The organism is Cellulosimicrobium sp. GQ32 (genome assembly GCF_059758455.1).
Genome location: NZ_JCAXEP010000002.1, coordinates 476,517 through 498,254 on the forward strand (window position 1 = coordinate 476,517; position 21,738 = coordinate 498,254).

The 21,738-nt window shown below is 74.9% G+C and carries 21 protein-coding genes and 1 pseudogene; 8 read left to right on the plus strand and 14 right to left on the minus strand.

Translation table 11 applies throughout. The features are described from left to right. Positions 1-26 precede the first annotated feature (26 nt). Positions 27-680: a potassium channel family protein gene (locus tag AC6CH9_RS05905; protein WP_498154132.1), complete on the plus strand. Its 654-nt coding sequence runs from the start codon at positions 27-29 to the stop codon at positions 678-680. Further along, a complete protein-coding gene (locus AC6CH9_RS05910; RefSeq protein WP_498154066.1) occupies positions 680-1,417 on the plus strand; it encodes a potassium channel family protein in 738 nt (245 codons plus the stop codon). Before AC6CH9_RS05905 ends, AC6CH9_RS05910 begins: the two co-directional genes overlap by 1 nt. Positions 1,418-1,443: 26 nt before the next feature. Here the strand turns inward: AC6CH9_RS05910 and AC6CH9_RS05915 are convergent, their stop codons facing one another. The 4 genes from AC6CH9_RS05915 to dut form a co-directional block, all read right to left on the minus strand. Continuing rightward, a complete protein-coding gene (locus AC6CH9_RS05915) occupies positions 1,444-2,373 on the minus strand; it encodes a DUF3159 domain-containing protein (protein ID WP_498154067.1) in 930 nt (309 codons plus the stop codon). 117 nt (positions 2,374-2,490) lie between these two features. Next, positions 2,491-2,865 (minus strand): OB-fold nucleic acid binding domain-containing protein, encoded by a 375-nt coding sequence (locus tag AC6CH9_RS05920; RefSeq protein WP_047234725.1) that lies wholly within the window; start codon positions 2,863-2,865, stop codon positions 2,491-2,493. A gap of 1 nt (position 2,866) precedes the next feature. After that, positions 2,867-3,607, minus strand: coding sequence for a DUF3710 domain-containing protein (locus AC6CH9_RS05925; protein ID WP_498154068.1), 741 nt, complete (start codon positions 3,605-3,607; stop codon positions 2,867-2,869). Between the two features lie 161 nt (positions 3,608-3,768). Next, the gene (gene dut, locus AC6CH9_RS05930; protein WP_498154069.1) at positions 3,769-4,245 is read right to left on the minus strand and encodes a dUTP diphosphatase; all 477 of its coding nucleotides are present in this window, start codon (positions 4,243-4,245) and stop codon (positions 3,769-3,771) included. A gap of 76 nt (positions 4,246-4,321) precedes the next feature. Between dut and AC6CH9_RS05935 the strand changes: the two genes are divergently transcribed. After that, entirely contained in the window at positions 4,322-4,837 is a 516-nt protein-coding gene (locus AC6CH9_RS05935; protein ID WP_498154070.1) for a DUF3093 domain-containing protein, read from the plus strand. Positions 4,838-4,986: 149 nt separating this feature from the next. Here the strand turns inward: AC6CH9_RS05935 and AC6CH9_RS05940 are convergent, their stop codons facing one another. The 3 genes from AC6CH9_RS05940 to AC6CH9_RS05950 all read right to left on the minus strand — a co-directional run bounded on the left by AC6CH9_RS05940 (position 4,987) and on the right by AC6CH9_RS05950 (position 7,118). Then, positions 4,987-5,286, minus strand: coding sequence for a DUF4193 domain-containing protein (locus tag AC6CH9_RS05940; protein ID WP_047234722.1), 300 nt, complete (start codon positions 5,284-5,286; stop codon positions 4,987-4,989). A 323-nt stretch (positions 5,287-5,609) separates the two neighbouring features. Further along, positions 5,610-6,461, minus strand: coding sequence for an inositol monophosphatase family protein (locus AC6CH9_RS05945; protein ID WP_498154071.1), 852 nt, complete (start codon positions 6,459-6,461; stop codon positions 5,610-5,612). Positions 6,462-6,464: 3 nt separating this feature from the next. Further along, positions 6,465-7,118: a trimeric intracellular cation channel family protein gene (locus tag AC6CH9_RS05950; RefSeq protein WP_498154072.1), complete on the minus strand. Its 654-nt coding sequence runs from the start codon at positions 7,116-7,118 to the stop codon at positions 6,465-6,467. 252 nt (positions 7,119-7,370) lie between these two features. On the opposite strand from AC6CH9_RS05950, the gene sepH reads away from it, so the two are divergent. Beyond that, positions 7,371-8,528: a septation protein SepH gene (sepH, locus tag AC6CH9_RS05955; protein ID WP_498154073.1), complete on the plus strand. Its 1,158-nt coding sequence runs from the start codon at positions 7,371-7,373 to the stop codon at positions 8,526-8,528. Positions 8,529-8,580: 52 nt separating this feature from the next. Here sepH and AC6CH9_RS05960 read toward each other — a convergent pair whose 3' ends face one another. The 4 genes from AC6CH9_RS05960 to AC6CH9_RS05975 form a co-directional block, all read right to left on the minus strand. Continuing rightward, complete coding sequence (locus AC6CH9_RS05960) at positions 8,581-9,222, minus strand: thymidine kinase (RefSeq protein WP_498154074.1); 642 nt, start codon at positions 9,220-9,222, stop codon at positions 8,581-8,583. A gap of 88 nt (positions 9,223-9,310) precedes the next feature. Next, positions 9,311-10,507, minus strand: coding sequence for an alkaline phosphatase family protein (locus tag AC6CH9_RS05965; RefSeq protein WP_498154075.1), 1,197 nt, complete (start codon positions 10,505-10,507; stop codon positions 9,311-9,313). Further along, entirely contained in the window at positions 10,504-11,097 is a 594-nt protein-coding gene (locus AC6CH9_RS05970; RefSeq protein ID WP_498154076.1) for a DUF5998 family protein, read from the minus strand. Before AC6CH9_RS05970 ends, AC6CH9_RS05965 begins: the two co-directional genes overlap by 4 nt. 71 nt (positions 11,098-11,168) lie before the next feature. Then, a complete protein-coding gene (locus AC6CH9_RS05975) occupies positions 11,169-13,973 on the minus strand; it encodes a bifunctional acetate--CoA ligase family protein/GNAT family N-acetyltransferase (protein ID WP_498154077.1) in 2,805 nt (934 codons plus the stop codon). A gap of 211 nt (positions 13,974-14,184) precedes the next feature. Here AC6CH9_RS05975 and AC6CH9_RS05980 point away from each other — a divergent pair, with 211 nt between their 5' ends. The 4 genes and pseudogenes from AC6CH9_RS05980 (at position 14,185) to AC6CH9_RS05995 (ending at position 19,103) form a co-directional block, all read left to right on the plus strand. Further along, on the plus strand, positions 14,185-16,635 hold the full coding sequence (locus AC6CH9_RS05980; protein WP_498154078.1) for a DNA gyrase/topoisomerase IV subunit A: 2,451 nt from the start codon (positions 14,185-14,187) through the stop codon (positions 16,633-16,635). Between the two features lie 8 nt (positions 16,636-16,643). Further along, entirely contained in the window at positions 16,644-17,246 is a 603-nt protein-coding gene (locus tag AC6CH9_RS05985) for an endonuclease V (protein WP_498154079.1), read from the plus strand. A 166-nt stretch (positions 17,247-17,412) separates the two neighbouring features. Beyond that, positions 17,413-18,249 (plus strand): annotated as a pseudogene (locus tag AC6CH9_RS05990) (alcohol dehydrogenase catalytic domain-containing protein); the annotation flags it as partial. Between the two features lie 341 nt (positions 18,250-18,590). Then, positions 18,591-19,103, plus strand: coding sequence for a DapH/DapD/GlmU-related protein (locus tag AC6CH9_RS05995; RefSeq protein ID WP_498154080.1), 513 nt, complete (start codon positions 18,591-18,593; stop codon positions 19,101-19,103). Here the strand turns inward: AC6CH9_RS05995 and AC6CH9_RS06000 are convergent. From AC6CH9_RS06000 to AC6CH9_RS06010, 3 genes are all read right to left on the minus strand, one after another. After that, a complete protein-coding gene (locus AC6CH9_RS06000; RefSeq protein ID WP_498154081.1) occupies positions 18,994-19,698 on the minus strand; it encodes a lysoplasmalogenase in 705 nt (234 codons plus the stop codon). The two genes, AC6CH9_RS05995 and AC6CH9_RS06000, sit on opposite strands and share 110 nt — an antisense overlap. Positions 19,699-19,769: 71 nt before the next feature. Further along, positions 19,770-20,366, minus strand: a complete 597-nt coding sequence (locus AC6CH9_RS06005) for a lysophospholipid acyltransferase family protein (protein WP_498154082.1) — start codon at positions 20,364-20,366, stop codon at positions 19,770-19,772. A gap of 64 nt (positions 20,367-20,430) precedes the next feature. Next, complete coding sequence (locus AC6CH9_RS06010) at positions 20,431-21,663, minus strand: glycosyltransferase (protein ID WP_498154083.1); 1,233 nt, start codon at positions 21,661-21,663, stop codon at positions 20,431-20,433. Positions 21,664-21,738: the final 75 nt, after the last annotated feature.

Below are 21,738 nucleotides of genomic sequence, written 5' to 3' on the forward strand. Positions count from 1 at the left end.
GCGTTCGGTGCGTGCACTTCGTCATCATGGGCTGCGGCCGCGTCGGGGCGACGCTCGCCCAGTCGCTCGAGTCGAGCGGCCACTCGGTCGCCGTCGTCGACCAGAACCCTGACGCGTTCCGGCGTCTCCCGGCCGAGTTCACGGGCAAGAAGGTGACCGGGGTCGGCTTCGACCGCGACACCCTCGTGCAGGCAGGCATCGAGGAGGCGTACGCGTTCGCCGCGGTCTCCGACGGCGACAACTCGAACATCCTCTCCGCGCGCGTCGTGCGGGAGACGTTCGGCGTGGAGAAGGTCGTGGCACGCATCTACGACCCTCAGCGCGCAGAGATCTACCAGCGCCTCGGCATCCCCACGGTCGCGACCGTGCGCTGGACCGCGGACCAGGTGCTGCGTCGCATGCTCCCGTTCGGCGCGACCGACGAGTACCGTGACCCGTCCGGCCGCGTGCGGCTCGCACAGGTCGACTTCCACCCCGGCTGGGTCGGGCGCACCGTCCGCGCCATCGAGGACGCCACGGGCGCGCGCGTGGCGTTCGTCAGCCGCTTCGGCGACGGGGTCCTCGTCACCGACCGCACCGTCCTCCAGGAGAACGACGTGCTGCACGTGCTCATGGACGACGAGCGGGCCGCCGTCGTCGAACGCAAGCTCACCCACGCACCGAAGGTCGAGGCCGAGTGATGCGCGTCGTCATCGCAGGAGCAGGTTCGGTCGGCCGCTCGATCGCTCGCGAGCTCCTCAGCCACGACCACGAGGTCATGCTCATCGACAAGCAGCCGGCAGCCATGCGGGTCGCCCAGGTGGCGGAGGCGGACTGGCTGCTCGCCGACGCGTGCGAGCTCTCGACCCTCGCGGAGGCCAAGGTCGAGGAGTGCGACGTCATCGTCGCCGCGACGGGTGACGACAAGGTGAACCTCGTCGTGTCGCTGCTCGCCAAGACCGAGTTCGGGGTGCCTCGCACCGTCGCGCGCGTGAACAACCCGAAGAACGAGTGGATGTTCGACGAGTCGTGGGGCGTGGACGTCGCCGTCTCGACGCCGCGCATCATGACCGCCATGGTCGAGGAGGCGGTCGCCGTCGGCGACCTCGTCCGCATCTTCACGTTCCACCAGTCCGGCGCGGACATCCTCGAGGTCACCCTGCCGCCGACGTCCCCGCTCGTCGGTCACCGCGTCGGCGAGGTGGGCTGGCCCGCGGACACGGTGCTCGCGGCGATCGTCCGCGGAGCTCGCCCGATCGCGCCCAGTCAGGACGACACGCTCGAAGCCGGGGACGAGCTCCTGCTCGTCACGGGCGACGAGGCGGACGAGGGCGCTCTCGGCCGGTTGCTCGCGGGCGAGCCGGAGGCAGAGCCGACGCCACCGGACGAGCCCGTCGAGGCGCCCGAGGATCCCGAGGCGGGCGGGGGCGTCCTCTGAGGGGCTCCTCCCCGCGCTCGCCGGGCCTACGCGGTCGGCCGTGAGGGCGCCGCGGCGTGGGGTCGCCGCACCAGGATCCACGTGAGCCAGAGGACGAGCGCCCACAGGGGGATGCCCATGACGAGGCGTGCGGTGCCCAGCCAGCCGACGTCACCGTCGAGGTAGAGCGGGACCTGCACCGCGAGGCGGACGGCGAACAACCCGATCCAGAGCCACGTCGCGGCGGTGTACCGACGCATCAGCGCACGGTCGGACCGCCAGGTCCGGGCCCAGCGGGTGAACGCGCCGGGCTCTGCGGCGTCCGCGTCGACGGGGGCGCCGGCAGGCGTCGCTGCTGCCGCAGGCCGCTCTGCCGAGGCGTCGAGCGCGTCCGGGGACGGGTCGGCCGTCGTCCCGGCAGACCCCGTCGCGGCTCCCGCGCCGAATCCGCTGCGGAAGCCCTCGACCACGAGGCCGACGAGCGGCCAGCGGGCCAGGACCGAGACGAGGAGCGCGACGAGGTAGGCGGCGTTCGTCCACAGGCCCCACGCGAAGTAGTCCTGCGCCTCGCCCGACCGCCACGCCCAGATCACGCCGATGCCGACGCCCAGGAGACCCCCGAACGCCTGGGTCACGGGCGTGCGCTGAACCAGCCGCACGGCGACCGCGACGAGTGCCGCCGCGACCGACGTCACGAGCGCCCATCGGAGGTTCGTCGTGGCGACGTAGACGACCACGAAGACGAGGCCCGGAGCGACGGACTCCACGAGCCCGCGCACGCCCCCGATCGCGTCGGCCACGGAGAACTCCTGCCCGGCGAGCGCGCGGACCCCGCGGGCGCGACCGTCCTCGGGCGCGGCGACGTCGTCGACGACCGTCTCGGCGACGTCGGCTTCGTGCGCGAGACCGTCCGGCACGTGCCCGGGGCCCGGACGCCCGTCCGCGGGGCCGCCGCTCGCGTCGCTGCTGCTCGTCATGTCGTGGCGTCCTCGGTGGCTCGGGGTCGGTCGGCTACGGTCCGGGCGCGTGGCCCGGGTCGTCCGCTGCACGTCCGCAGGATCGTACGGCACCGCCGCGCGTCGGCGGGCGTGAGGTCACTCCCCCGGCTTGGCGAGGAGCTCGTAGCGCGGGTTGAAGATGGTGCGACGCCCGTCGACGTCGCACACCAGGCCCTCGACGAGGGCGCGGCGACCGGGCTCGATCCCCGCGATGCGTCGCCGGCCGAGCCACACGAGGTCCACGACGCCGGAACCGTCGAACAGCTCGACCTCGACCGTCGGGACGCCCTCGCGCGGACGCAGCACCACGGACCGCAGGACGCCGGAGATCTTGGCCCGACGGCGGTTGGGCAGCTCGGACACGGCGCGGCAGCCCTTCTGCCGTGCCGCCTCGGAGCGCTCCTCGTCGGCGGCGAGCTCCTCCTGGGAGGCGAGGGCGGTGCGCCAGGCTTCCCGCAGCGTGGGGGCCATGTCAGCGGATCTCCGTGATCTCCGGCCCACGGGTCAGCGGGTCGAACGAGGGTGTCTCGGGCGCGCCGGCGGGCGCCGGCGCCGCGGCAGCCGGGCCCTTGCCCGGCAGGTGCAGGGCGAGGAGGTCGCGCGGCGGGCGCGGGCTCTGGTCGCGCACGACGACGATGTTGGCGAACACGGACTCGAGCAGCCGCGCCTCGGCCGGGTCGACCGCCGCCTTGCCGGTGAGCACGCCGCGGAGGAACCAGCGCGGGCCGTCGACGCCCACGAAGCGGGCGGGCCGCACGCCGGGGCGCCCGTCCGGCGTCTGCGCGGGGATGCGGGCGAGCAGCTCGCGGCCGAACGGGCCGGGGAGGTCGTCGACCGTGCCGCCCTGCTTGGTCACCGACGCGGCGATCTCCCCGCGGATCTCGTCCCAGATGCCGTCCGTGCGGGGCGCGGCGAACGCCTGCACCTGGAGCCCGGAGCCGGCGACGGCGCACGCGACGCCGGTGATGCGCTGGGTCTTCTTGTCGACCTCCATGCGCAGCTCCATGCCGGGCACGCCGGGCAGCCACACGGCACCGAGGTCGAGCCGGGGCCCGCGCTCGGGGACCTGGGAGGAGTCGAACGGCCCGCGGGCGGGCTTCTCCTCGCTCGCCGCCTCGACGGGCGCGCCGTCGTCGACCGGCGCGGACGTCGTGCCCGACGGCTCGGCCGACTCGGTCGGCTCGGACGACCTGGAGCGACGGAACAGACCCACGGAGGAACTCCTTCACCTGCCCGGCCCTCGGCCGGGACTCCTCACGGGGCGCTCGCCCCGCACTGCTTCCACACTAGCCCGCGCGGCGACGATCATGGTGCGACGTTCGCTGCGCGACGACGGGCACGCGGCTCCCGCGCCGACCGCCCGTCCGCGACCGGTCAGGTCGCCGCAGCCCACCCGCCGCTCGACCCGAAGCCGCCCTCGCCGCGGTGCGACCCGGGCAGCCGCTCGGCCTGCACGAAGCGCGCACGCTCGACCTTCTGCACGACGAGCTGCGCGACGCGGTCGCCGCGGTGCAGGACGACGGCCTCGCGGGCGTCGGTGTTGAGCAGCGTCACCTTGATCTCGCCGCGGTAGCCGGCGTCCACGGTGCCTGGCGCGTTGACGACCGTGAGTCCGTGCTTCGCAGCGAGGCCGGAGCGTGGGTGCACGAACGCCGCGTAGCCGTCAGGGAGCGCGATGGACACCCCGGTCGGGACGACGACGCGCTCCCCCGGCGCCAGCTCGACGTCGACGGTCGTCACGAGGTCGGCGCCGGCGTCGCCCGGGTGGGCGTAGGACGGCACGGGGACGTCGTCGATGAGCGTGAGGAGGACGTCGACGTCCCCGGTCTCGGGCTGGTGGTGGTTCGGCACCCGGCAGAGCCTAGTGGTCGAGGGCGGGCCGAGCGAGCTCGTCGGGCGTCGACCCGACTGCTGGGATGATGGACCCATGACGGACCGCGCCGACCGCAGCACGCCCTCCTCGACCCCGGGATCCGCCGGGGCACCCGGTGCCGGGGGCACGACGCCGTACCGCGAGCGACTCGTCCCGGGCGTCGGCGGCTGGGCCGCCGCGCTCGGGTTCGCCCTGGTCCTCGGGATCGCGCTGTGGCCCGCGAGCCACGCCATCGCGCTCGGCGTGGGCGCGCTCGCCGCGGTGGCGGGCGTCGCCGGTCTCTGGTGGACCTCGCCGGTCGTCGCGGTGGCGGAGGGCGAGCTCCGGGCCGGGCGGGCGCACATCCCCGTGTCCCTGCTCGGTCAGGTCACGACCCTCGACGCGGAGGCGATGCGCGTCCAGCTCGGCCCGCGCCTCGACGCCCGCGCGTACGTGTGCCTGCGCGCCTGGGCCCGCACCGGTGTGCACGTCGTGCTCGACGACCCGCAGGACCCGACGCCGTACTGGCTCGTCTCCACGCGGCACCCGCAGCGCCTCGCGGACGCGATCCGGGCCGCGCACGCGGCCTGAGGGGGCACGACCTGAGAGGACGGCCCGCCGGGTGCGGTCGGCGAGCGGCCGGGCGAGCTCGGCGCGGACGTCGGGCTCGGCGTCGAGCACCGCGAACGACGAAGGCCGCCGCCCCGGGAAGGGGCGACGGCCTTCGGGCGTCGTGCAGGTCAGGCGGCGCACTCCGAGCAGATCTGCTGCCCGTTCTTCTCGTACGCGAGCTGGCTGCGGTGGTGCACGAGGAAGCAGCTCGAGCACGTGAACTCGTCGGCCTGACGAGGCAGGACCCGGACGGAGAGCTCCTCGCCGGACAGGTCGGCACCGGGCAGCTCGAAACCTTCCGCCGCCTCGGTCTCGTCCTCGTCAACGACGCCCGAGCTCTTGTCGGAGCGACGAGCCTGGAGCTCCTGGAGCGAGTCCTCGCTGAGCTCCTCTTCACTCTTGCGGGGGGCGTCGTAGTCTGTTGCCATCTGTGGGGTCACTCTCCGGAGTATTCGTCGATCGCGACAGTGCCCGTCCGGGACCACCGGCGATGGCCGGTCGTGCCGGGCGGCACAGGTGCGGGGCGCGGGGGCACCCCGTGACGTGTCGTGCCCCGAGGTCGTCGTGGCACGTGCACGCTGATCAATGCACGGCGCACCGGAATTGTTCCCGGCGGGCCACCGGATTCTGCACCATTTCCGGGAGGGATGCACCCTGTGACGGCCCGCCCGCCCGGTGTCGTTCGTCACGGGCGAACACGGGGTCGTGCGGCCCGGCCCGGCGGGAACGCTCCCAGCCCGCCGGGGCGCGCTCAGGAGTCCGCGTCGGCGTCGGCCTCTTCGAGGATCCGGACGAGCAGCGCGACGGCCTCGGGCGGACCCGCGACGGTCATCTCGCGGTCCGCGGCGCGGCCCCGCAGGCCCGTGACGCGAGCCCCCGCCTCGTGCGCCACGAGGGCGCCCGCGGCCATGTCCCAGGGGTTGAGGCCGCGCTCGTAGTAGAGGTCGAGCTCGCCCGAGGCGACGAGGCACAGGTCGATCGCCGCCGAGCCGAGGCGGCGGATGTCCCGGACCCGGGGCAGCACGTCGACCAGCACGCGGGCCTGCGCGCGCCGGCGGTCGGCGTCGTACCCGAAGCCCGTGCCCACGAGGCACTGGCCCAGGTCCGTCTCGGCGTTCACGCGGACCGGCCGTCCGTCCACCGTCGCGCCCGCCCCGAGGCCTGCCGTCCAGGTGCGCCCGTCGACGACGGAGTGCACCGCGCCGGCGAGGACCGTCCACTCGAGCGGGTCCGGCGGGCCGACGACCGCGGCGACGGACACCGCGTACGAGGCGATCCCGTAGAGGTAGTTGACCGTGCCGTCGACAGGGTCGATCACCCACGTGATGCCGGACGTGCCGGACGACGCGCCCTCCTCCTCGCCGAGGATCGCGTCGTCCGGGCGGGCCGCGGCGATGCCGCGGCGTAGGAGCGCCTCGGAGTCGGCGTCCATGCGCGTCACGACGTCCGTGGCCGTCGACTTGGTGGCGGCCACCTCGACGCGGTCAGGGCGACCGGATCGGACGAGGTCGCCCGCCTCGCGGGCGAGACGCTCCGCGAGGTCGCGCAGGTCGGCTACGGTCACGTCGTCGGGCTGTCGGGGGTCGTCGATGAAGAGGCGCACGGCTCACATCCTGCCCGACCCGCGGCGTGCGGTGCGACCCTCCCACGGGCCGGGCGCGGACCAGCCGAGGCGCAGGGAGACCAGGCGGAAGCCGAACACGAGCGCGAGGACCGCCGCCTGCGACAGCAGGCCGAGCGCACCGGCCTCCGCGAGCCCGGCCGTCAGCGCGGCGCCCGCGAGCGCCGGGATCGCGTAGAGCTGCTTGTCCTGGAACAGCAGCGGCGCCTCGTTGGTCAGCAGGTCGCGCAGGATGCCGCCACCGACGCCCGTGATGACGCCCGCAAAGATCGCGGCGAGCGGGCCCACGCCGTAGTCGAGCCCCTTCATCGTGCCGGAGAGCACGAAGAGGGCGAGCGCGCCCGCGTCGAGGACGATGATGCTCCTCCGGAGCCGCTCGAGGCGCGGGTGCCAGAAGAAGGTCACGACACCCGCGAGCACCGCGACGGCGACGAGCCGCCAGTCGGAGATGCCGACCGGGGGGATCGCGCCGATGAGGACGTCGCGCAGCAGACCGCCGCCGAGTCCCGCGACCCAGGCGAGCACCAGGACACCCACGAGGTCGAACCGCTTGCGCACGGCGGCGAGCCCGCCCGAGAGCGCCGCGAAGAACACGCCGCCGAGCTCGAGGGCGTCGCCGGGCACGAGGTCGAGGATCACACCCGGCATCATCCCAGCCGTCCGCACCCGGGGCGCGGACGAGCGCGCGCCGAGTCCGCGGCACACCGCGCGTGCTGCGCGGCTCGCGGGTGGGACGATGGCACCCTCGAGGGAGCGGTGACGCGGGCGTCGCGGTCCGCCGAGCCGGGGAGACTGGCTCGCGGCCCGGCACCGGGCGGCTGGGCGAGCGACCGGACAGGCACCCGGAGCGGCACCGCGAGCGCCACCGGGCGCGGCGACACGGGAGGGTCCATGGACGAGCTGGAGCTGGTGAGACTGCACGAGGACGGGGAGCACCTCGTCCTGCGCGCGACGGGCGGCACGCAGTTCACGCTGCCGATCACCGAGTCGCTGCGGGCGGCCGTGCGACGCGACCGCCCGCACCTGGAGCACCTGCGCGCGGAGGGCGAACGCAACCTCGCGCCGCGCGAGATCCAGGCCCGGCTGCGTGCCGGGGAGTCCGTGGAGACGGTCGCCGAGGCCGCGGGCCTCGGCGTCGAGAACGTGCGCCGCTTCGCGGGCCCCGTGGTCGCCGAGCAGGAGTACGTCGTCGACCGGGTCCGCGCCTCTCGCCAGGGGCACGACGAGGACTCGCCGACCGTCGGGGACCTCGTCGCACAGCGGCTCGCCGCGCGCGATGTCGAGCCCGACACCGTGGAGTGGAGCGCCGCGCGCCGGCCCGGGGCGTCGTGGGTCGTGACGGCGGCGTTCGAGGTCGGGACGGGCAGCCGGACCGCCCGCTGGGAGTACGACGCGGCGACGCGCGCGCTCCAGGCGCTCGACGACGAGGCTCGCTGGCTCTCGGGGACGGACGCGCCGCGCGACCCGACGCCCGGGGCCGTCGCGGTGTTCGACGTCGACGCGACGGGGCGTGGCCGGGGGCTCCGCGCCGCTCCCCCGGCCGCTCCGCCCGCCGACGACGGTACGGCCGAGCTCCTCGACGACCTGAGCCAGCGCCGGGGGGTGCGCCCGCGCAAGGCCCCCGCGGGGCCGGTCGAGGTCGACGGACAAGAACCGTTCGAGGGGTTCGGCCCGCAGGTCGGCCCCGGTCCGGACCGGGGCAGGTCGCAGGACGAGTCTCGGGACGGCTCTCGGGAGAACACTCGGGACGACGCGGCCACGTCCGCCGGGGCGACCGTCGTCCACCTCCCGACGATCCGTCCGCTCGACGCGATGCGCCTGCCGGAGCCGACGTCCGAGGGCGGCCGGGACGACCCGGAGCCGGAAGACGGCGCGGCCGACCGTCCCTCGCGCGACGAGCGCTCGGGCGGCGGCGCCCCGGCGGACACTGACGACCCCCCTCCGGCGGCGCGGCCCCAGTCGGCGCGCGAGCCGCGCAAGGGGAAGAACCGCTCGCGTGCGAAGGTCCCGAGCTGGGACGAGATCGTGTTCGGGGCGCGCCCGGAGTAGGCTCCGCGCGCCGACGGGCACGCCGGGACGGGACGAGGGTCAGCGCACCGGGTCAGTGCGGCAGGTCGAGCGGCAGGCCGTCGGACGCCGCCTGGCGGCGCGCGAGGGCCGTGGTCATGCGGCGCATGTGGTGGCGGCGGCACAGCACCTCGTAGCCGACCTCGCCCGAGCCCGCCCCGACGTCCCCGACGACGACCTGGTCGCCCTCGACGACCATGCTTCCGTCGACCGTGCGGGCGTTGTGCGTCGCGCGTCGGCCGCACCAGCACAGCGACTCGACCTGGAGCACCTCGACCCGGTCGGCGAGCTCGATGAGCCGGGCCGAGCCGGGGAAGAGCCGGGTGCGGAAGTCTGCGGTGATGCCGAAGGCGAAGACGTCCATCTCCGTCTCGTCGACGAGCCGTGCGAGCTGCTCCACCTGCGCCGGCGAGTAGAACTGCGCCTCGTCGCAGACGAGGTAGTCGACCGGGTCCGGCTCGGCCGTGACGAGCGTCCAGAAGTCGGTGTCGTCCCGGACCTCGCGTGCCACCACCTCGAGCCCGAGCCGGGACGAGAGCCGGTCGGTCCCGGCCCGGTCGTTGCGGGAGAAGATCAGCCCGCGTCGGCCGCGTGCGGCGTGGTTGTGGTCGAGCTGGAGGGCGAGGGTGGACTTGCCGCAGTCCATGGTCCCGGAGAAGAAGACGAGCTCGGCCATCGGGCGTTCCTTCGCGAGGTCGGTCGGTGCGCGGTCGGTCGGTCGGGGTCGCGGCGTGGGGTGGTCTCGCGCCGCGCGTCGCGGGCGGTCAGGTCCCGGCGACGAGCAGCGGGACGCGCATCTCCCGCTCGGTGAGCGAGCCGTGCACGCCGACGAGCGCGAGCGACGCGGGCGTCTGGGTGCGCGAGTCGACGACGGTCGCCCGCCCGCGCAGCGCGACGATCACGTCGCCGGCGGCGGCGACCGCCTCCAGTCGGGGGTCCGGTCCGAGGAGGCCGCGCGCGAGCACCTCCTCGCGCTCCAGGACGAGCGCGTCGTCGCCCAGGACGTCGCGCCAGCGCGCGGCGACGGCGGTCGTCTCCCCCGGCTCCGTGTAGACGTGCACCGCGCGCGGCTCGCCGCCGACGAGCGCGACGCCGCGCGCGAGCCCCGGGTCCGTGGCCACGTCGCGGCGCAGCGCCGGGTCGACGTCGACCATGCCGTGGTCCGCGGTGACGAGCACGAGCGTGCCCCGCGGGACCGACCGGGCGAGGCGGGCGAGCTCGCGGTCGAGCGCCTCGAGCTCGTCGCCCCACTGCCAGGACGTGCTGCCGTGGTGGTGGCCCGCCTTGTCCACCTCGCCCCAGTACAGGTAGACGAGGCCGGGCCGGGACAGGGCCCGCACCGCAGCGTCGACGCGCGCCCCGAGGCCCTCCGCCGCCGCGTACGACCCTCCGCGCAGGGCGGCGACCGTCATGCCGGACCCGGCGAACCGCGCCGGTCCGGTCGAGGTCACGGCGACGTCCGCCGCGGCGAGCCGCTCGAGCACCGGCGTCTCGCGCTGGAGCTCCGCCGGGGCCGGCGCGCCCTCCCACGACACCATGTTGGCGAGCCCGCCCGTCGCGGGGTTGCGCTGCGTGTACCCCAGCATGCCGGTGCGACCAGGGGCCGTGCCGGTGCCGAACGCGCCGATCGCGGCGGCCGTCGTGCTGGGGAAGGTCGAGGTGAGCGCCCGCGCGTCGGGCAGGAGCGAGCGCAGGAACGGCGCGTGCCCGGCGCGCTCCGCGAGGTTGGCGTACCCCAGGCCGTCGACGAGGACGACGCACACGCGCTCGGCGCGCGGCAGGTCGAGAGCCGCGCGCGCCGCCTCGCTCCCGATCCCCGTGGCGGTCGTGAACCGGACGCCGAGCGCGCCCGCGGCCGCCGGGAGCACCGCAGCGAGGCCGCCGAGCCCGAGGTCGGGTGCGAGGAAGCCCGCCGGGAGCGCCGGGGTGGCAGGTGCCTCGTCCGTGCGTGCCCCGCTCACCGGGCGCTGTGCCTCGCGGTGGCGCGCGAGAGGGCGCGCGCGAAGTCGACCGCAGCGCGCACGGCGTCACGGCCCTCCGCCTCGGCGCTCACGCGGACCACGACGTCGTCGGGCGTGATCTGCCCCGTGAGCCCGTGGTCGGCGTCGCAGCTCGGGTCCGCGCAGCCCGCGGGCTCGAGGTCGACGCGCGAGACCGCGCCCCAGCCGAGGGCGAGCGTCACCTCGAGCGGCGCGGCGCCCGCCCGGTGCTCGTGCGGCTCGGCCACGACGTGCGTGAGCGAGACGGACCGGACCTCGGCCAGCGGCACCGACTCGGTCGTGGCGGCCGCGGACGCGGACGGGTTCTCGCTGTCGGCGGGGTGGTCGTCGACGTGCGCCGTGACGAGCCGCGTGGGGGTCAGCACGAGCACCGTGAGGTGCCGGCGCACCTCCGACGCGTCGAACGTCGTCTCCGGGAGGACGAGGTGCGAGACGATCTCCTCCCCCGCGACCGCGAGGTCGAGGACGTCCGCGACGAGCTCCGGGTAGTAGCCGGCGCGGTGGAGCTGGGTCGTCAGGTCGGTCCAGGCGTTCGAGGTTGCTGAGGGCACCCGCGCATTCTCCCATCCGGCGACCGGGCGCGGCCACCCGCCCCCGCCGCCTGTGGACGGACGGCCGGCCCTCAGCCGGGCAGGGCGCGCCGCAGCGCGTCGGCGCGCTGGGCGTCCGCGAGGGTCACGCGCGCGCTGAGGACCGCGGCCTCGTGCTCGGAGACCACGACGGGGTACAGCTCGAGGCTGCGCACCTCCGGCAGGTCGTCCGCGAGCACGGACACCCGCGCCAGGACGTCCTCGAGCGCGGCGGTGGCCACGACGTGCGTGCCCATGTACCCGAAGAGCCGCGGGGCGGCGCGCACCGAGCGCACCATGGCCGCGACGTCGACGTCGGTGAGCGGCGGCACCCCGTACGCGACGTCGCCCAGGAGGTCGACGGCGTCTCCCGCGAGACCGAACGACACGACGGGGCCGAAGAGCTGGTCCTCGGTCGAGCGGACCACGCACGCCACGCCCGCGTCGGCCATCGCCTGCACCTCGAACGGCTGGTCGGCCGCGCCCGGCAGCACGGCCGCGAGCGCCTCGCGCATCTGCGCGACGTCGGACCGCAGCTCCGCCTCGTCCGCGATGTCGAGGCGCACGCCCCCGAGGTCCGCGCGGTGGCGGAGCCCGGCCGCCGTGCTCTTGAGCGCCACGGGCCAGCCGACCTCGCGCGCCGCCTCGACCGCCTCGTCGGCCGTGCGGACCCGGCGTGCGGGCCACAGGCGGACGCCGTAGCACGCGAGCAGGTCGGCGGTCGTCGCGGGCTCGAGGTCGACGGCGTCCCGGCCCGCCAGTGCGCCCTCGACGAGGGCGCGGGCGCGGCCCGCGTCGACGCCCGCGGGGCGCACCGGCGTCCCGTGGTCCGCCTCGCGCCAGCGGGCGTAGCGCACGACGGCGCCGAGCGCCGCGACGGCGTCCTCGGGGGTCGAGTAGGCAGGGACGCGCAGGAGGGCGTCGGGCGCCCCGCCGCCGGGCGTGTCCGGGGCCGGGGCCGAGAGCTCGTCGGTGAGGCCGTGGAGCCCCAGCATGCTCGCGACGGTCGTGCGACCCGTCCGGGCCGCCGCACGCGCGACGGCTCGAGAGAGGTCCTCGCGGCGGGGGTGCACCACGGGGACCTGGACCACCACGACGACGTCGCACGCGTCGGGCGCGTAGAGCGCGTCGACCGTGGCGGCCAGCTCGGCCGACGACGCGTCCTCGGGCAGGAAGTCCGACCGCGCGACGACGAGACCGGCCGACGACGACGCCTCCGCGACGAGCGCGGCGAGCGACGCCGAGCTGGCGAGGATGCCGACGCGGCGCCCGCGCGGGAGCGGCTGGTGCGCGAGGAGCTGGGCGATGTCGATCATGTGGTGCGTGTTCTCGGCCCGGATCACGCCCGACTGGCGCAGCATCTCCTCGAGCGTGCGCCGCGGTGCGCGCGTCGAGCGCACGGCGTGGCCCGGCGGCACGACCTGCCCGGAGCGCCCGGCCGTGACGACCACGACGGGCTTGACCGACGCGAGGCGCCGCGCGATGCGCGAGAACTTGCGCGGGTTGCCGATCGACTCGAGGTACAGGCAGACCACCTGCGTCGCGGCGTCGTCCTGCCAGTACTGCATGAGGTCGTTGCCCGACACGTCGGCCCGGTGGCCGGCGGAGAGGAACGACGACACGCCCAGCCCGCGCCGCGCCGTCGTGGCGAGCAGCGTGACGGCCATGGGCGCCGACTGGCTGAACAGCCCCACGACGCCGGGCAGCGGCAGGTCCTCGGCGAGCGTCGCCGCGAGCGCGGGCCGCTCGCGGGTCTCGCCCGTACGCAGCAGGCCGTAGCTCGCCGGCCCGACGACCCGCAGGCCCGCCGTGTGCGCGACGCGCAGGAGCTCGCGCTGGAGCGCGAGTCCCTCGGGTCCGGTCTCGGCGAACCCCGCGGAGAGCACGACGACGCCGCGCACCTCGAGGCGCGCGAGCTGGCGGACCGTCTCGATCGCGTCGGGCGGCGGCAGGGCGACGACCGCGAGGTCCACCGGGCCGGGGACGTCGGCGAGGGTCGTGTGCACGAGGGGCGCCGCCCCGCCGTCGGGCAGGTCCCCGCCGGCACCCACGACGTGGACGGTCACGTCCGGGCTGCGCACGAGCGCGGCCAGGGCGCGGTGCGCGAGGACGCGGTCGAGGGGGGCGCCGTCAGGCTCTACGCCGTCGCCGACCGGCGCTCCCGGTCCCACGAGCACGACGCTCGTCGCGCCGAGCAGCCCCTGCATGCTCCGCGCCTCCGCGCGGTGCTCGCGGTCGGCCATGACGGCCCGCGACCGCTCGGTGGGGTCGAGGTCGACGCTCACCTGGACGAACCCGTCGTCCATCTGCTGGCGCACGTCGTAACCGGCCTCGCGGAAGACGGCGAGCATCTTGCCGTTCTGCGGCAGGACCTCGGCGGTGAAGCGTCGCACGCCGCGCTCGCGCGCCGCCGCGGCGACGTGCTCGAGGAGCACGGAGCCCAGCCCCCGACCCTGCGCCGAGTCGGCGATGTTGAAGGCGACCTCCGCCTCGCTCGCGCCCGTACGGTCGAAGCGCGCGACGCCGATGATGTCCTCCTGGGCCTCCCCCGCCTCCGCGTCCTGCGTCGCGACGTCCGCACCGTCGCGCGGGCGGACCGCGACGAGCGCGACGCGGTCGACGTGGTCCACGCGCGTGAACCGCTCCAGGTCGCGCTCCGAGAGCCGCTCCATGGGGGCGAAGAAGCGCAGGTAGGTCGAGCGCTCGGACTGGCCCACGTGGAACCTCTGCAGCGCGTCGGCGTCCTCGGGGCGGATGGGGCGCACGTGCGTCGTCGTCCCGTCGCGCAGGACGACGTCCGCCTCCCACTCCACCGGGTACCGGTCCGGGCCCTGCCCGGCTGCGCCGCCGTCACTCACGCCCTCAGGCTATGCGGTCACGAGCGCGGTGCGCCTGCGCCACCCCGGCCCCACCGGGGAGGACAATGGTCCTCGACGGCATCGTGACCGGCGTGTCGGACGGTTGGCGTACCCTCGCGTGCGGCACGCAACCGCAGCACGTCCCGCCGGCGCACGTCGGCACAGATCCCGCGCCCTCGCGGCGCACCGAACGGCAGGAGCCCGCAGGCCCATGGCGCGCAAGTCCTCGACCCCCTCGCTCGACCCGGCCGAGGTGAACGAGAAGATCGTCGACGTCGACGTCCAGGCGGAGATGGAGACGTCGTTCCTCGAGTACGCCTACTCCGTCATCTACTCCCGCGCCCTGCCCGACGCGCGCGACGGCCTCAAGCCCGTGCAGCGCCGCATCCTCTACATGATGGCCGACATGGGGCTGCGCCCCGACCGCGCGCACGTGAAGTCGGCGCGCGTCGTCGGCGAGGTCATGGGCAAGCTGCACCCGCACGGCGACGCGGCGATCTACGACGCGCTCGTGCGTCTCGCGCAGGACTTCTCGCTGCGGCTCCCGCTCGTCGACGGGCACGGCAACTTCGGCACGCTCGACGACGGCCCCGCCGCCTCCCGGTACACCGAGGCGCGCCTCGCTCCCCCGTCGCTCGCGATGACGGCAGGTCTCGACGAGGACGTCGTCGACTTCGTGCCGAACTACGACAACAAGCTCCAGCAGCCCGACGTGCTGCCGGCGGCGATCCCCAACCTGCTGGTCAACGGCGCGTCGGGCATCGCGGTCGGCATGGCGACCAACATGGCCCCGCACAACCTCGTCGAGGTCGTCGCCGCGGCGCGCCACCTGGTCGCGCACCCGGACGCCGACCTCGACGCGCTCATGCGGTTCGTCCCCGGTCCCGACCTTCCGACGGGCGGCAAGATCGTCGGGCTCGACGGCGTCCGCGACGCCTACCGCACCGGCCGCGGCACGTTCCGCACGCGCGCCACGGCTCGCGTCGAGAACCTCACGCCGCGCCGCAAGGGCATCGTCATCACCGAGCTTCCCTACCTCGTCGGGCCGGAGAAGGTGATCGAGAAGATCGCCGAGGGCGTCAAGACGAAGAAGATCCAGGGCATCACGGCCGCGACCGACCTCACGGACCGCGAGCACGGGCTGCGGATCGTCGTCGAGGTGAAGACGGGCTTCAACCCCGAGGCGGTGCTGGAGCAGCTCTACAAGTTCACGCCGCTCGAGGACTCGTTCGGCATGAACAACGTCGCTCTCGTCGACGGTCAGCCGCGCACGCTCGGCCTGCGCGAGATGCTCACGGTCTGGGTGAACCACCGGATCGACGTGGTCCGCCGACGCTCGGCCTACCGGTTGCGCAAGCGGTCCGAGCGGCTCCACCTCGTGGACGGCCTCCTCATCGCGATCGTCGACATCGACGAGGTCATCCAGGTGATCCGGTCCTCGGACGACACCGCGACGGCACGCGGGCGCCTCCAGACGGTGTTCGACCTGTCCGAGCCGCAGGCGGAGTACATCCTCGAGCTCCAGCTGCGCCGCCTCACCAAGTTCTCCCGCATCGAGCTCGAGAAGGAGCAGGAGACCCTGCGCCGCGAGATCGAGGAGCTTCAGGAGATCCTCGGCAGCGACGCGAGGCTCCGGGCCGTGGTCTCGGGCGAGATGGCGGACGTCGCCAAGACGTACGGCACCCCGCGCCGCACCATCCTCCTGGAGTCCGCCGGTGCCGCGCCGACCACGACCGCGGCCGTGCCGCTCGAGGTGGCGGACACGCCCTGCTGGGCGCTGTTCTCCGCGACGGGCCTGCTCGCGCGCACGAGCGACGAGACCGAGCCCGCGCGCACCGGGCCCCGCGCGGCCCACGACGTGCTGCGCGCCGTCGTGCGCACGACGGCGCGCGGCGAGGTCGGCCTCGTGACGAGCCGCGGGCGCATGGTCCGCGTGTCCGTGCTCGACCTGCCCGCGCTGCCGCCGACCGACAACGCGCCGAGCCTGTCAGGCGGCGTGCCGCTCAGCGAGGTCGTCGGACTCGAGCCCGGCGAGGAGGCCGTGACGATCGCGTCGCTCGACGCCGACGCTCCCCCGCTCGCGCTCGGCACCGCGCAGGGCGTCGTCAAGCGCGTCATCCCGGGCGACGTGCCGAACAACCGCGACGACTGGGAGGTCATCGGCCTCAAGGACGGCGACACCGTCGTCGGCGCGGCCCCCGCGACCGACGCGGACGAGGTCGTGTTCGTCAGCACCGACGCGTCGCTCCTGCACTTCGACGCGTCCGCCGTGCGGCCCCAGGGGCGCGCGGCCGGCGGCATGGCCGGGATCCGGCTCGCGGTCGGCCACCGTGTCGCGTTCTTCGGCGTCGTACCGGCCGACGTGCGCGACCTGGGGGTCGTCGTCACCGTCGCCGGGTCGTCGGACGCCCTCGCGGGCACCCAGACCGGGGCCGGCAAGGTCACGCCGTACGAGCTCTACCCCGGCAAGGGTCGCGGCACCGGCGGCGTCCGGGCGCAGCGGTTCCTCAAGGGCGAGGACGCGCTGATCCTCGCGTGGGTCGGGCAGGGTCCCGCGCGTGCGACCGGTTCCGGCGGCCAGGCCGTCGACCTGCCGGAGGTCGACCAGCGCCGCGACGGCTCGGGCACGCCGCTCGCGTCGCCGATCACGGCGGTGGGCTGAGTCCCGCGGTGGACGCCCCAGCGACACGATCGGACAACCCCTACGCCGGTCTCGGCCTCTCGGCTGCGGTGGACGTCCACTACCCGCCGGACGGCGGAGCGAACGCCGCGGTGGTGGTCGCGGCAGACCCGACCTTCCGGGACGTCCTGGACGAGCGGACGGTCTGGGTCCCGACCGTCGAGCCCTACGTGCCCGGACGGTTCTTCGAGCGCGAGCTCCCGCCGCTGCTCGAGGTCCTCACGCAGGTACCCGCGCTCGACCTGCTGATCATCGACGGCTACGTGACGCTCGACCCGGACGGGACACCGGGTCTGGGCGCGCACGTGGTGCGGTCGGGCACCGTTCCGACGGTCGTCGGTGTCGCCAAGACGCCGTTCCGGTCCGCGACGCACGCCGCCGAGGTCCTGCGGGGCGCGAGTGCCCGTCCACTGCACGTCACGGCGGCAGGGATCGACCTGGGCTCCGCCGCACGGCTGGTCACGGACCTTCCCGGCGACGGGCGCATCCCTGACCCGCTGCGGCGCGTCGACCGGATCGCGCGCTCGGTCCCCGACAGCCCGCCGCGTCTCGCCGGGCGTGTCGGCCGTGGAGATCCGGCGACCTCGCGCTGAGCCCGTCCGGCGTCCAGACGCCGGCCGAGGCTCCCGCTCGCGGATCCTCGTCACCACCTGCGAACCAAGTACTGCCAGAACCCTGTTGGAGCGGGACTCCCAGGAGGCTGCGAGCCCGGTGTCGAATGGTGAGCGCACCAGATTCCCACCGGTAACGGAGAGCTCCTTGAAGGCCACCGTCATCTACCGCGCGGGCGACGTCCGCGTCGAGACCCGCCCCGACCCGACGCTCGTCGAGCCGACCGACGCGATCGTGCGCGCAGTGCGCGCGTGCGTCTGCGGCTCCGACCTGCACCCGTACCGCTCCCTGGCGCACACCGACCAGGGCGTCCCGATCGGCCACGAGCTCCTCGGCGTCGTCGAGGAGACCGGGTCGGCCGTCACGACCGTCCGCCCGGGCGACCTCGTCATCGCGCCGTTCGCGTGGTCGGACAACACGTGCGCCGTGTGCCGCGACGGTTTCCAGACCGCGTGCCCGCACGGCGGCTTCTACGGCAACCCCGGCGACGTGGGCGGCCAGCAGGCCGAGCTCGCGCGCATCCCGCTCGCGGACGGCAGCCTCGTCGCCGTGCCGGACGTCGACGAGGCGAGCCCGCTCCTGCCGTCGCTGCTCACCCTCTCGGACGTGTACCTCACCGGGTACCACGCGGCGCACATGGCGCGCGTGTCCGCGCGGACGACCGTCACCGTGATCGGCGACGGCGCGGTCGGGCTGTCCGCCGTGCTCGCCGCACGGCAGATGGTCGCCGAGCGCATCATCCTCATGGGTCGCCACACGGCACGGACCGACCTGGGGCGTGAGTGGGGAGCGACCGACGTCGTCGCCGAGCGCGGCGCAGAGGGGATCCAGCAGGTCCTGGACCTCACCGGCGGCCTGGGCAGCCACGTCGTGCTGGAGGCCGTCGGGCACATGCCCGCCTACGAGCAGTCCTACGGCGTCGTGCGTGCCGGGGGCGTGATCAGCCGGGTCGGCGTCCCGCAGTACGACGACACGCCGGTCGGCTTCGGGTCCGACGGCTACGCCGCGATGGACCGCCGCGAGTCCCTCAAGACGATCGTCACGTTCTGCCCGGCGGGACGCTCGGACCGGGCGTGCGCGGCGTGGGGGTGCCGCCCGCCCGCGCCGCGCGCCGTCGTCCCGACGTACCGTGAAAGACGTGGAGGCCATGGACAACCGTTCCGAGGTGCGCGAGTTCCTCATGAGCCGCCGGGCCCGGGTGACGCCCGAGCAGGCGGGCATCGAGACGTTCGGCGGTCGTCGGCGAGCTCAACGGTGCCTACCACGCGCCGGAACGCGTCGCCGAGCTCCTCGCAGAGCTGACGGGCCGGCCCGTGCACGAGTCCGTGACCCTCTTCCCGCCCTTCACGGCCGACTTCGGCAAGAACCTCGCCCTCGGCCGGGACGTCTTCATCAACTCCGGCTGCCGGTTCCAGGACCAGGGCGGCATCGTCGTCGGGGACGGCTGCCTCATCGGGCACAACGCCGTCCTCACGACGCTCAACCACGACCTCGACCCCGCCCGACGCGCCGACCTGCACCCCGCGAGCGTCGTCCTCGGCCGCAACGTGTGGCTCGGCGCGAACGTGACCGTCCTCCCGGGCGTCACCTTCGGGGACGACGCCGTCGTCGGGGCCGGCTCCGTCGTCACCCGGGACGTCCCCGCACGCACCGTCGTCGTCGGCACGCCCGCGCACGTCGTCCGCTCGCTCGAGGCACGAGGACCCGCTCAGCGACGACCGTCGGGCGTCACGTCGACGCCCACGCGGCGCCGCCCTTCTCCTCCGCAGGCACCGCTGCGGCATGCTCCCGCCGGAGCACGCCGAGGACGAGGAGCACCTGCCCGACGACGTAGGTGAGCATCACCCAGAAGCCGTGGGCGGGCAGGGCGTACCAGGGCGCGAACGCGTTCAGCGCGATGAGCGCGTCGGACACGAGGAACACCGCGCCGCCGACCGCCGCGAGGCGGTCGACACCCGTCGCCGTCACGGCCATCAGCACGAGGCACGCGCCGTAGACGACGACCGGGACGAGGAGCGACCCGGCGCCCGGAGCGCATGCCGCGACGAGGACGAGGAACGCGAGCAGGTACGGCGCGAGGGCGAGCGGACGGCGCAGGACGGACCCCGCGCAGTAGGGCCAGAACGCGACGGCGTACGTCACTTGGGCACAGAGGAAGAACCCCACCATGACGAGGAACGCGGCGTCCCCGTCGGCGAGATCGGGCGCCGTGTCACCGAGCCACGAGAAGCCCAGCGCGACGAGCGTGAGGCGGACCAGCCGCGAGCGCCGGGCCGGTCCGTCGCCGTCGCGTCGCGTCGCGAGCCACAGGCAGACCGCGACGAGGGGCATGAGGAACCACTGCGACGTGTCGGCGAGCGTCGAGGCGCCCGCGAGCTGCGCGGCGAGGTGGACGAGGGTGAGCAGGGCGAGCGCGCCCCACGCGGCGAGCATGGGTGTCGGGACTCCTTCGGTGGTGCTGCCGGCGTCGTTGCCGGGACGAGCGATTGTAGGCCCGGACGTCGTCACCGCCGGACCGCGTCGTCGGGAGCCCCTGCGGCGACCGACTCCATCGCCGTCCGGCAGCGCGCGAGGAGCTCGCCGACGTCGGCCGGAGCGGCGCCGCGGGGACGCTCGGCGGGCAGGATCGCCAGCCGGATCGGCGGCCGCGGGCGCCACCAGGGCCGTCGGCCGTACGTGAAGACCATCGGCACGACCGGCACCCCGAGCCGGCAGGCGTACACGAACGCGCCGCGCCGGAACGGCCGCAGCGTCGTGTCGTACATGATCAGCTCGCCCTCGGGGAAGAAGTGGACGCCCTGACCGGCGTCGACGGTCCGCCGCACCCGTCCCTCGAAGGCGGAGAGCTCTCCCGGCCCGCGGGGCAGCGGGACCGCGAGCAGGTGGCTGACCAGGACACCCGCCACGGGCAGGTGGAAGTTCGAGGGCTGCGAGACGACGGCGACGCGCCGGCCGCGGAACTGGCCGGCGACCCACGGGCCGTCCAGGTAGTGCACGTGGTTGGCGACCGTGACGACCCCACCACGCTCGCCGGTGAGGTGCTCGCGACCCGTGACCCGCAACCCGTGGACGACGCACCCGTACCACCGCACGACGGCCATGGCGACATCGAAGAACCCCGCGTCGAAACGGCTCCAGAGCCGCGGCGTCGCGGGCCGAGCGCTGTCAGCGCTCATGCGAGCGCCCCGGCTCCCGGCCCGCGGCGTCGTCCCGGTCGACCGGCGCGGGGTCCGCCGAGCCGCCTCCCTCGACGACCGCCTGGCGCAGCATCTCCTCGATCTGCGGGACGCACACGTCGAGCGCGTGCTCCCGGCCGACCTCGGCGTAGGCCGGACCCATACGGAGGCGCTCGTCGTCGTGCTCGATCCAGTAGTCGATCGCGCGCGCGAGGTCTGCGGCGTCCCCGGCGCGGAAGAGGCTGCGCTCGTCGAGCGCGAACTGTCCGGTCGCCGACGCGCGGGAGTCGGAGATCACCGGGACGAGGCCGGTCGCGACGGCCTCGAGACAGCCGAGCGCCTCGATCTCCGCGTCGGCGGCGTGCACGTAGAGGTCGCTCGTCGCGAGCACGTCCCAGAGCTCGTCCTGGGTGAGGAAGCCGATCCGCGGCGGGTGCGGCAGCGTCGCGCCCTGCTGGGCGTACCGCTCGGAGAGCGGCCCGCGACCGGCGAGCACGACCTGGATGCGGTCGGCGTGCCGGGATCGCCGTACCGCGTCGAGGAGCACGTCCTGCCGCTTCTCGCGCGACAGCCGTCCCGTCATGGTGATGACGAACCGTCCGGCCAGGTCGGCGCTCTTCGGCAGCGTGCGGGGGACGAACCCCGGGTCGACGCCGTTCGACACGACGTGCAGGGCCGCCCGGTAGCCGTGGTCGCGCAGCTCCCCGGCGATGAACCGGCTGGGGCAGTGGACGTGCCCGAACCGGTCGTAGAACAGCCGGAACACCGCGTACACGAGGTCGTTCAGCGGACCGACCCGTCCCACGCCGAGGCTGTACGTCACGTTCTCGGGCTGCACGTGGAACGCGGCGGTGGACGGGACGCCGAGCTCGTCCGCGAGCCGCTTGGCCCGGGAGCCGAGCCAGAACGGCGACATGACGTGCGCGACGTCGGCCCAGCCCAGGGCGTCGCGCAGCACGTCGTCGTCGGGCTTGGCGAGGACCCAGCCCTGGCCCGCGATCACCCGGTCGAAGCCCGGGACGCCGAGCGGTTCGAGCCGGTAGTGCACGACGTCGTCCGTGGATGCCCCAGGGTCGGCGTCACCCGCGCGGGCCGCGCCTCGGCAGCACGCGACGCGCACCTCGTGGCCGCGCTCGCGCAGGGCGACGGCGAAGCGACGCGCGGAGACGGTAGTCCCGTTGGTGGGATCCTCGAACTGGTCGATGACGAGCAGGACGCGCACCCGCGGCTCCCTTGCGACGCGCGGCGCGTGGTCCGCGCCTGCTGACGGGATGGCGCCAGGTTAGGCGACCGCCGC

Bases quoted from the DNA above. Each gene is read 5' to 3' on its own strand.
- AC6CH9_RS05960 (WP_498154074.1), bottom strand. From the start codon at position 9,222: ATGGCCGAGCTCGTCTTCTTCTCCGGGACCATGGACTGCGGCAAGTCC.
- AC6CH9_RS06005 (WP_498154082.1), bottom strand. From the start codon at position 20,366: ATGGCCGTCGTGCGGTGGTACGGGTGCGTCGTCCACGGGTTGCGGGTC.
- sepH (WP_498154073.1), top strand. From the start codon at position 7,371: ATGGACGAGCTGGAGCTGGTGAGACTGCACGAGGACGGGGAGCACCTC.
- AC6CH9_RS05915 (WP_498154067.1), bottom strand. From the start codon at position 2,373: ATGACGAGCAGCAGCGACGCGAGCGGCGGCCCCGCGGACGGGCGTCCG.
- AC6CH9_RS05920 (WP_047234725.1), bottom strand. From the start codon at position 2,865: ATGGCCCCCACGCTGCGGGAAGCCTGGCGCACCGCCCTCGCCTCCCAG.
- AC6CH9_RS05935 (WP_498154070.1), top strand. From the start codon at position 4,322: ATGACGGACCGCGCCGACCGCAGCACGCCCTCCTCGACCCCGGGATCC.
- AC6CH9_RS05905 (WP_498154132.1), top strand. From the start codon at position 27: ATGGGCTGCGGCCGCGTCGGGGCGACGCTCGCCCAGTCGCTCGAGTCG.
- AC6CH9_RS05980 (WP_498154078.1), top strand. From the start codon at position 14,185: ATGGCGCGCAAGTCCTCGACCCCCTCGCTCGACCCGGCCGAGGTGAAC.
- AC6CH9_RS05940 (WP_047234722.1), bottom strand. From the start codon at position 5,286: ATGGCAACAGACTACGACGCCCCCCGCAAGAGTGAAGAGGAGCTCAGC.
- AC6CH9_RS06000 (WP_498154081.1), bottom strand. From the start codon at position 19,698: ATGCTCGCCGCGTGGGGCGCGCTCGCCCTGCTCACCCTCGTCCACCTC.
- AC6CH9_RS05910 (WP_498154066.1), top strand. From the start codon at position 680: ATGCGCGTCGTCATCGCAGGAGCAGGTTCGGTCGGCCGCTCGATCGCT.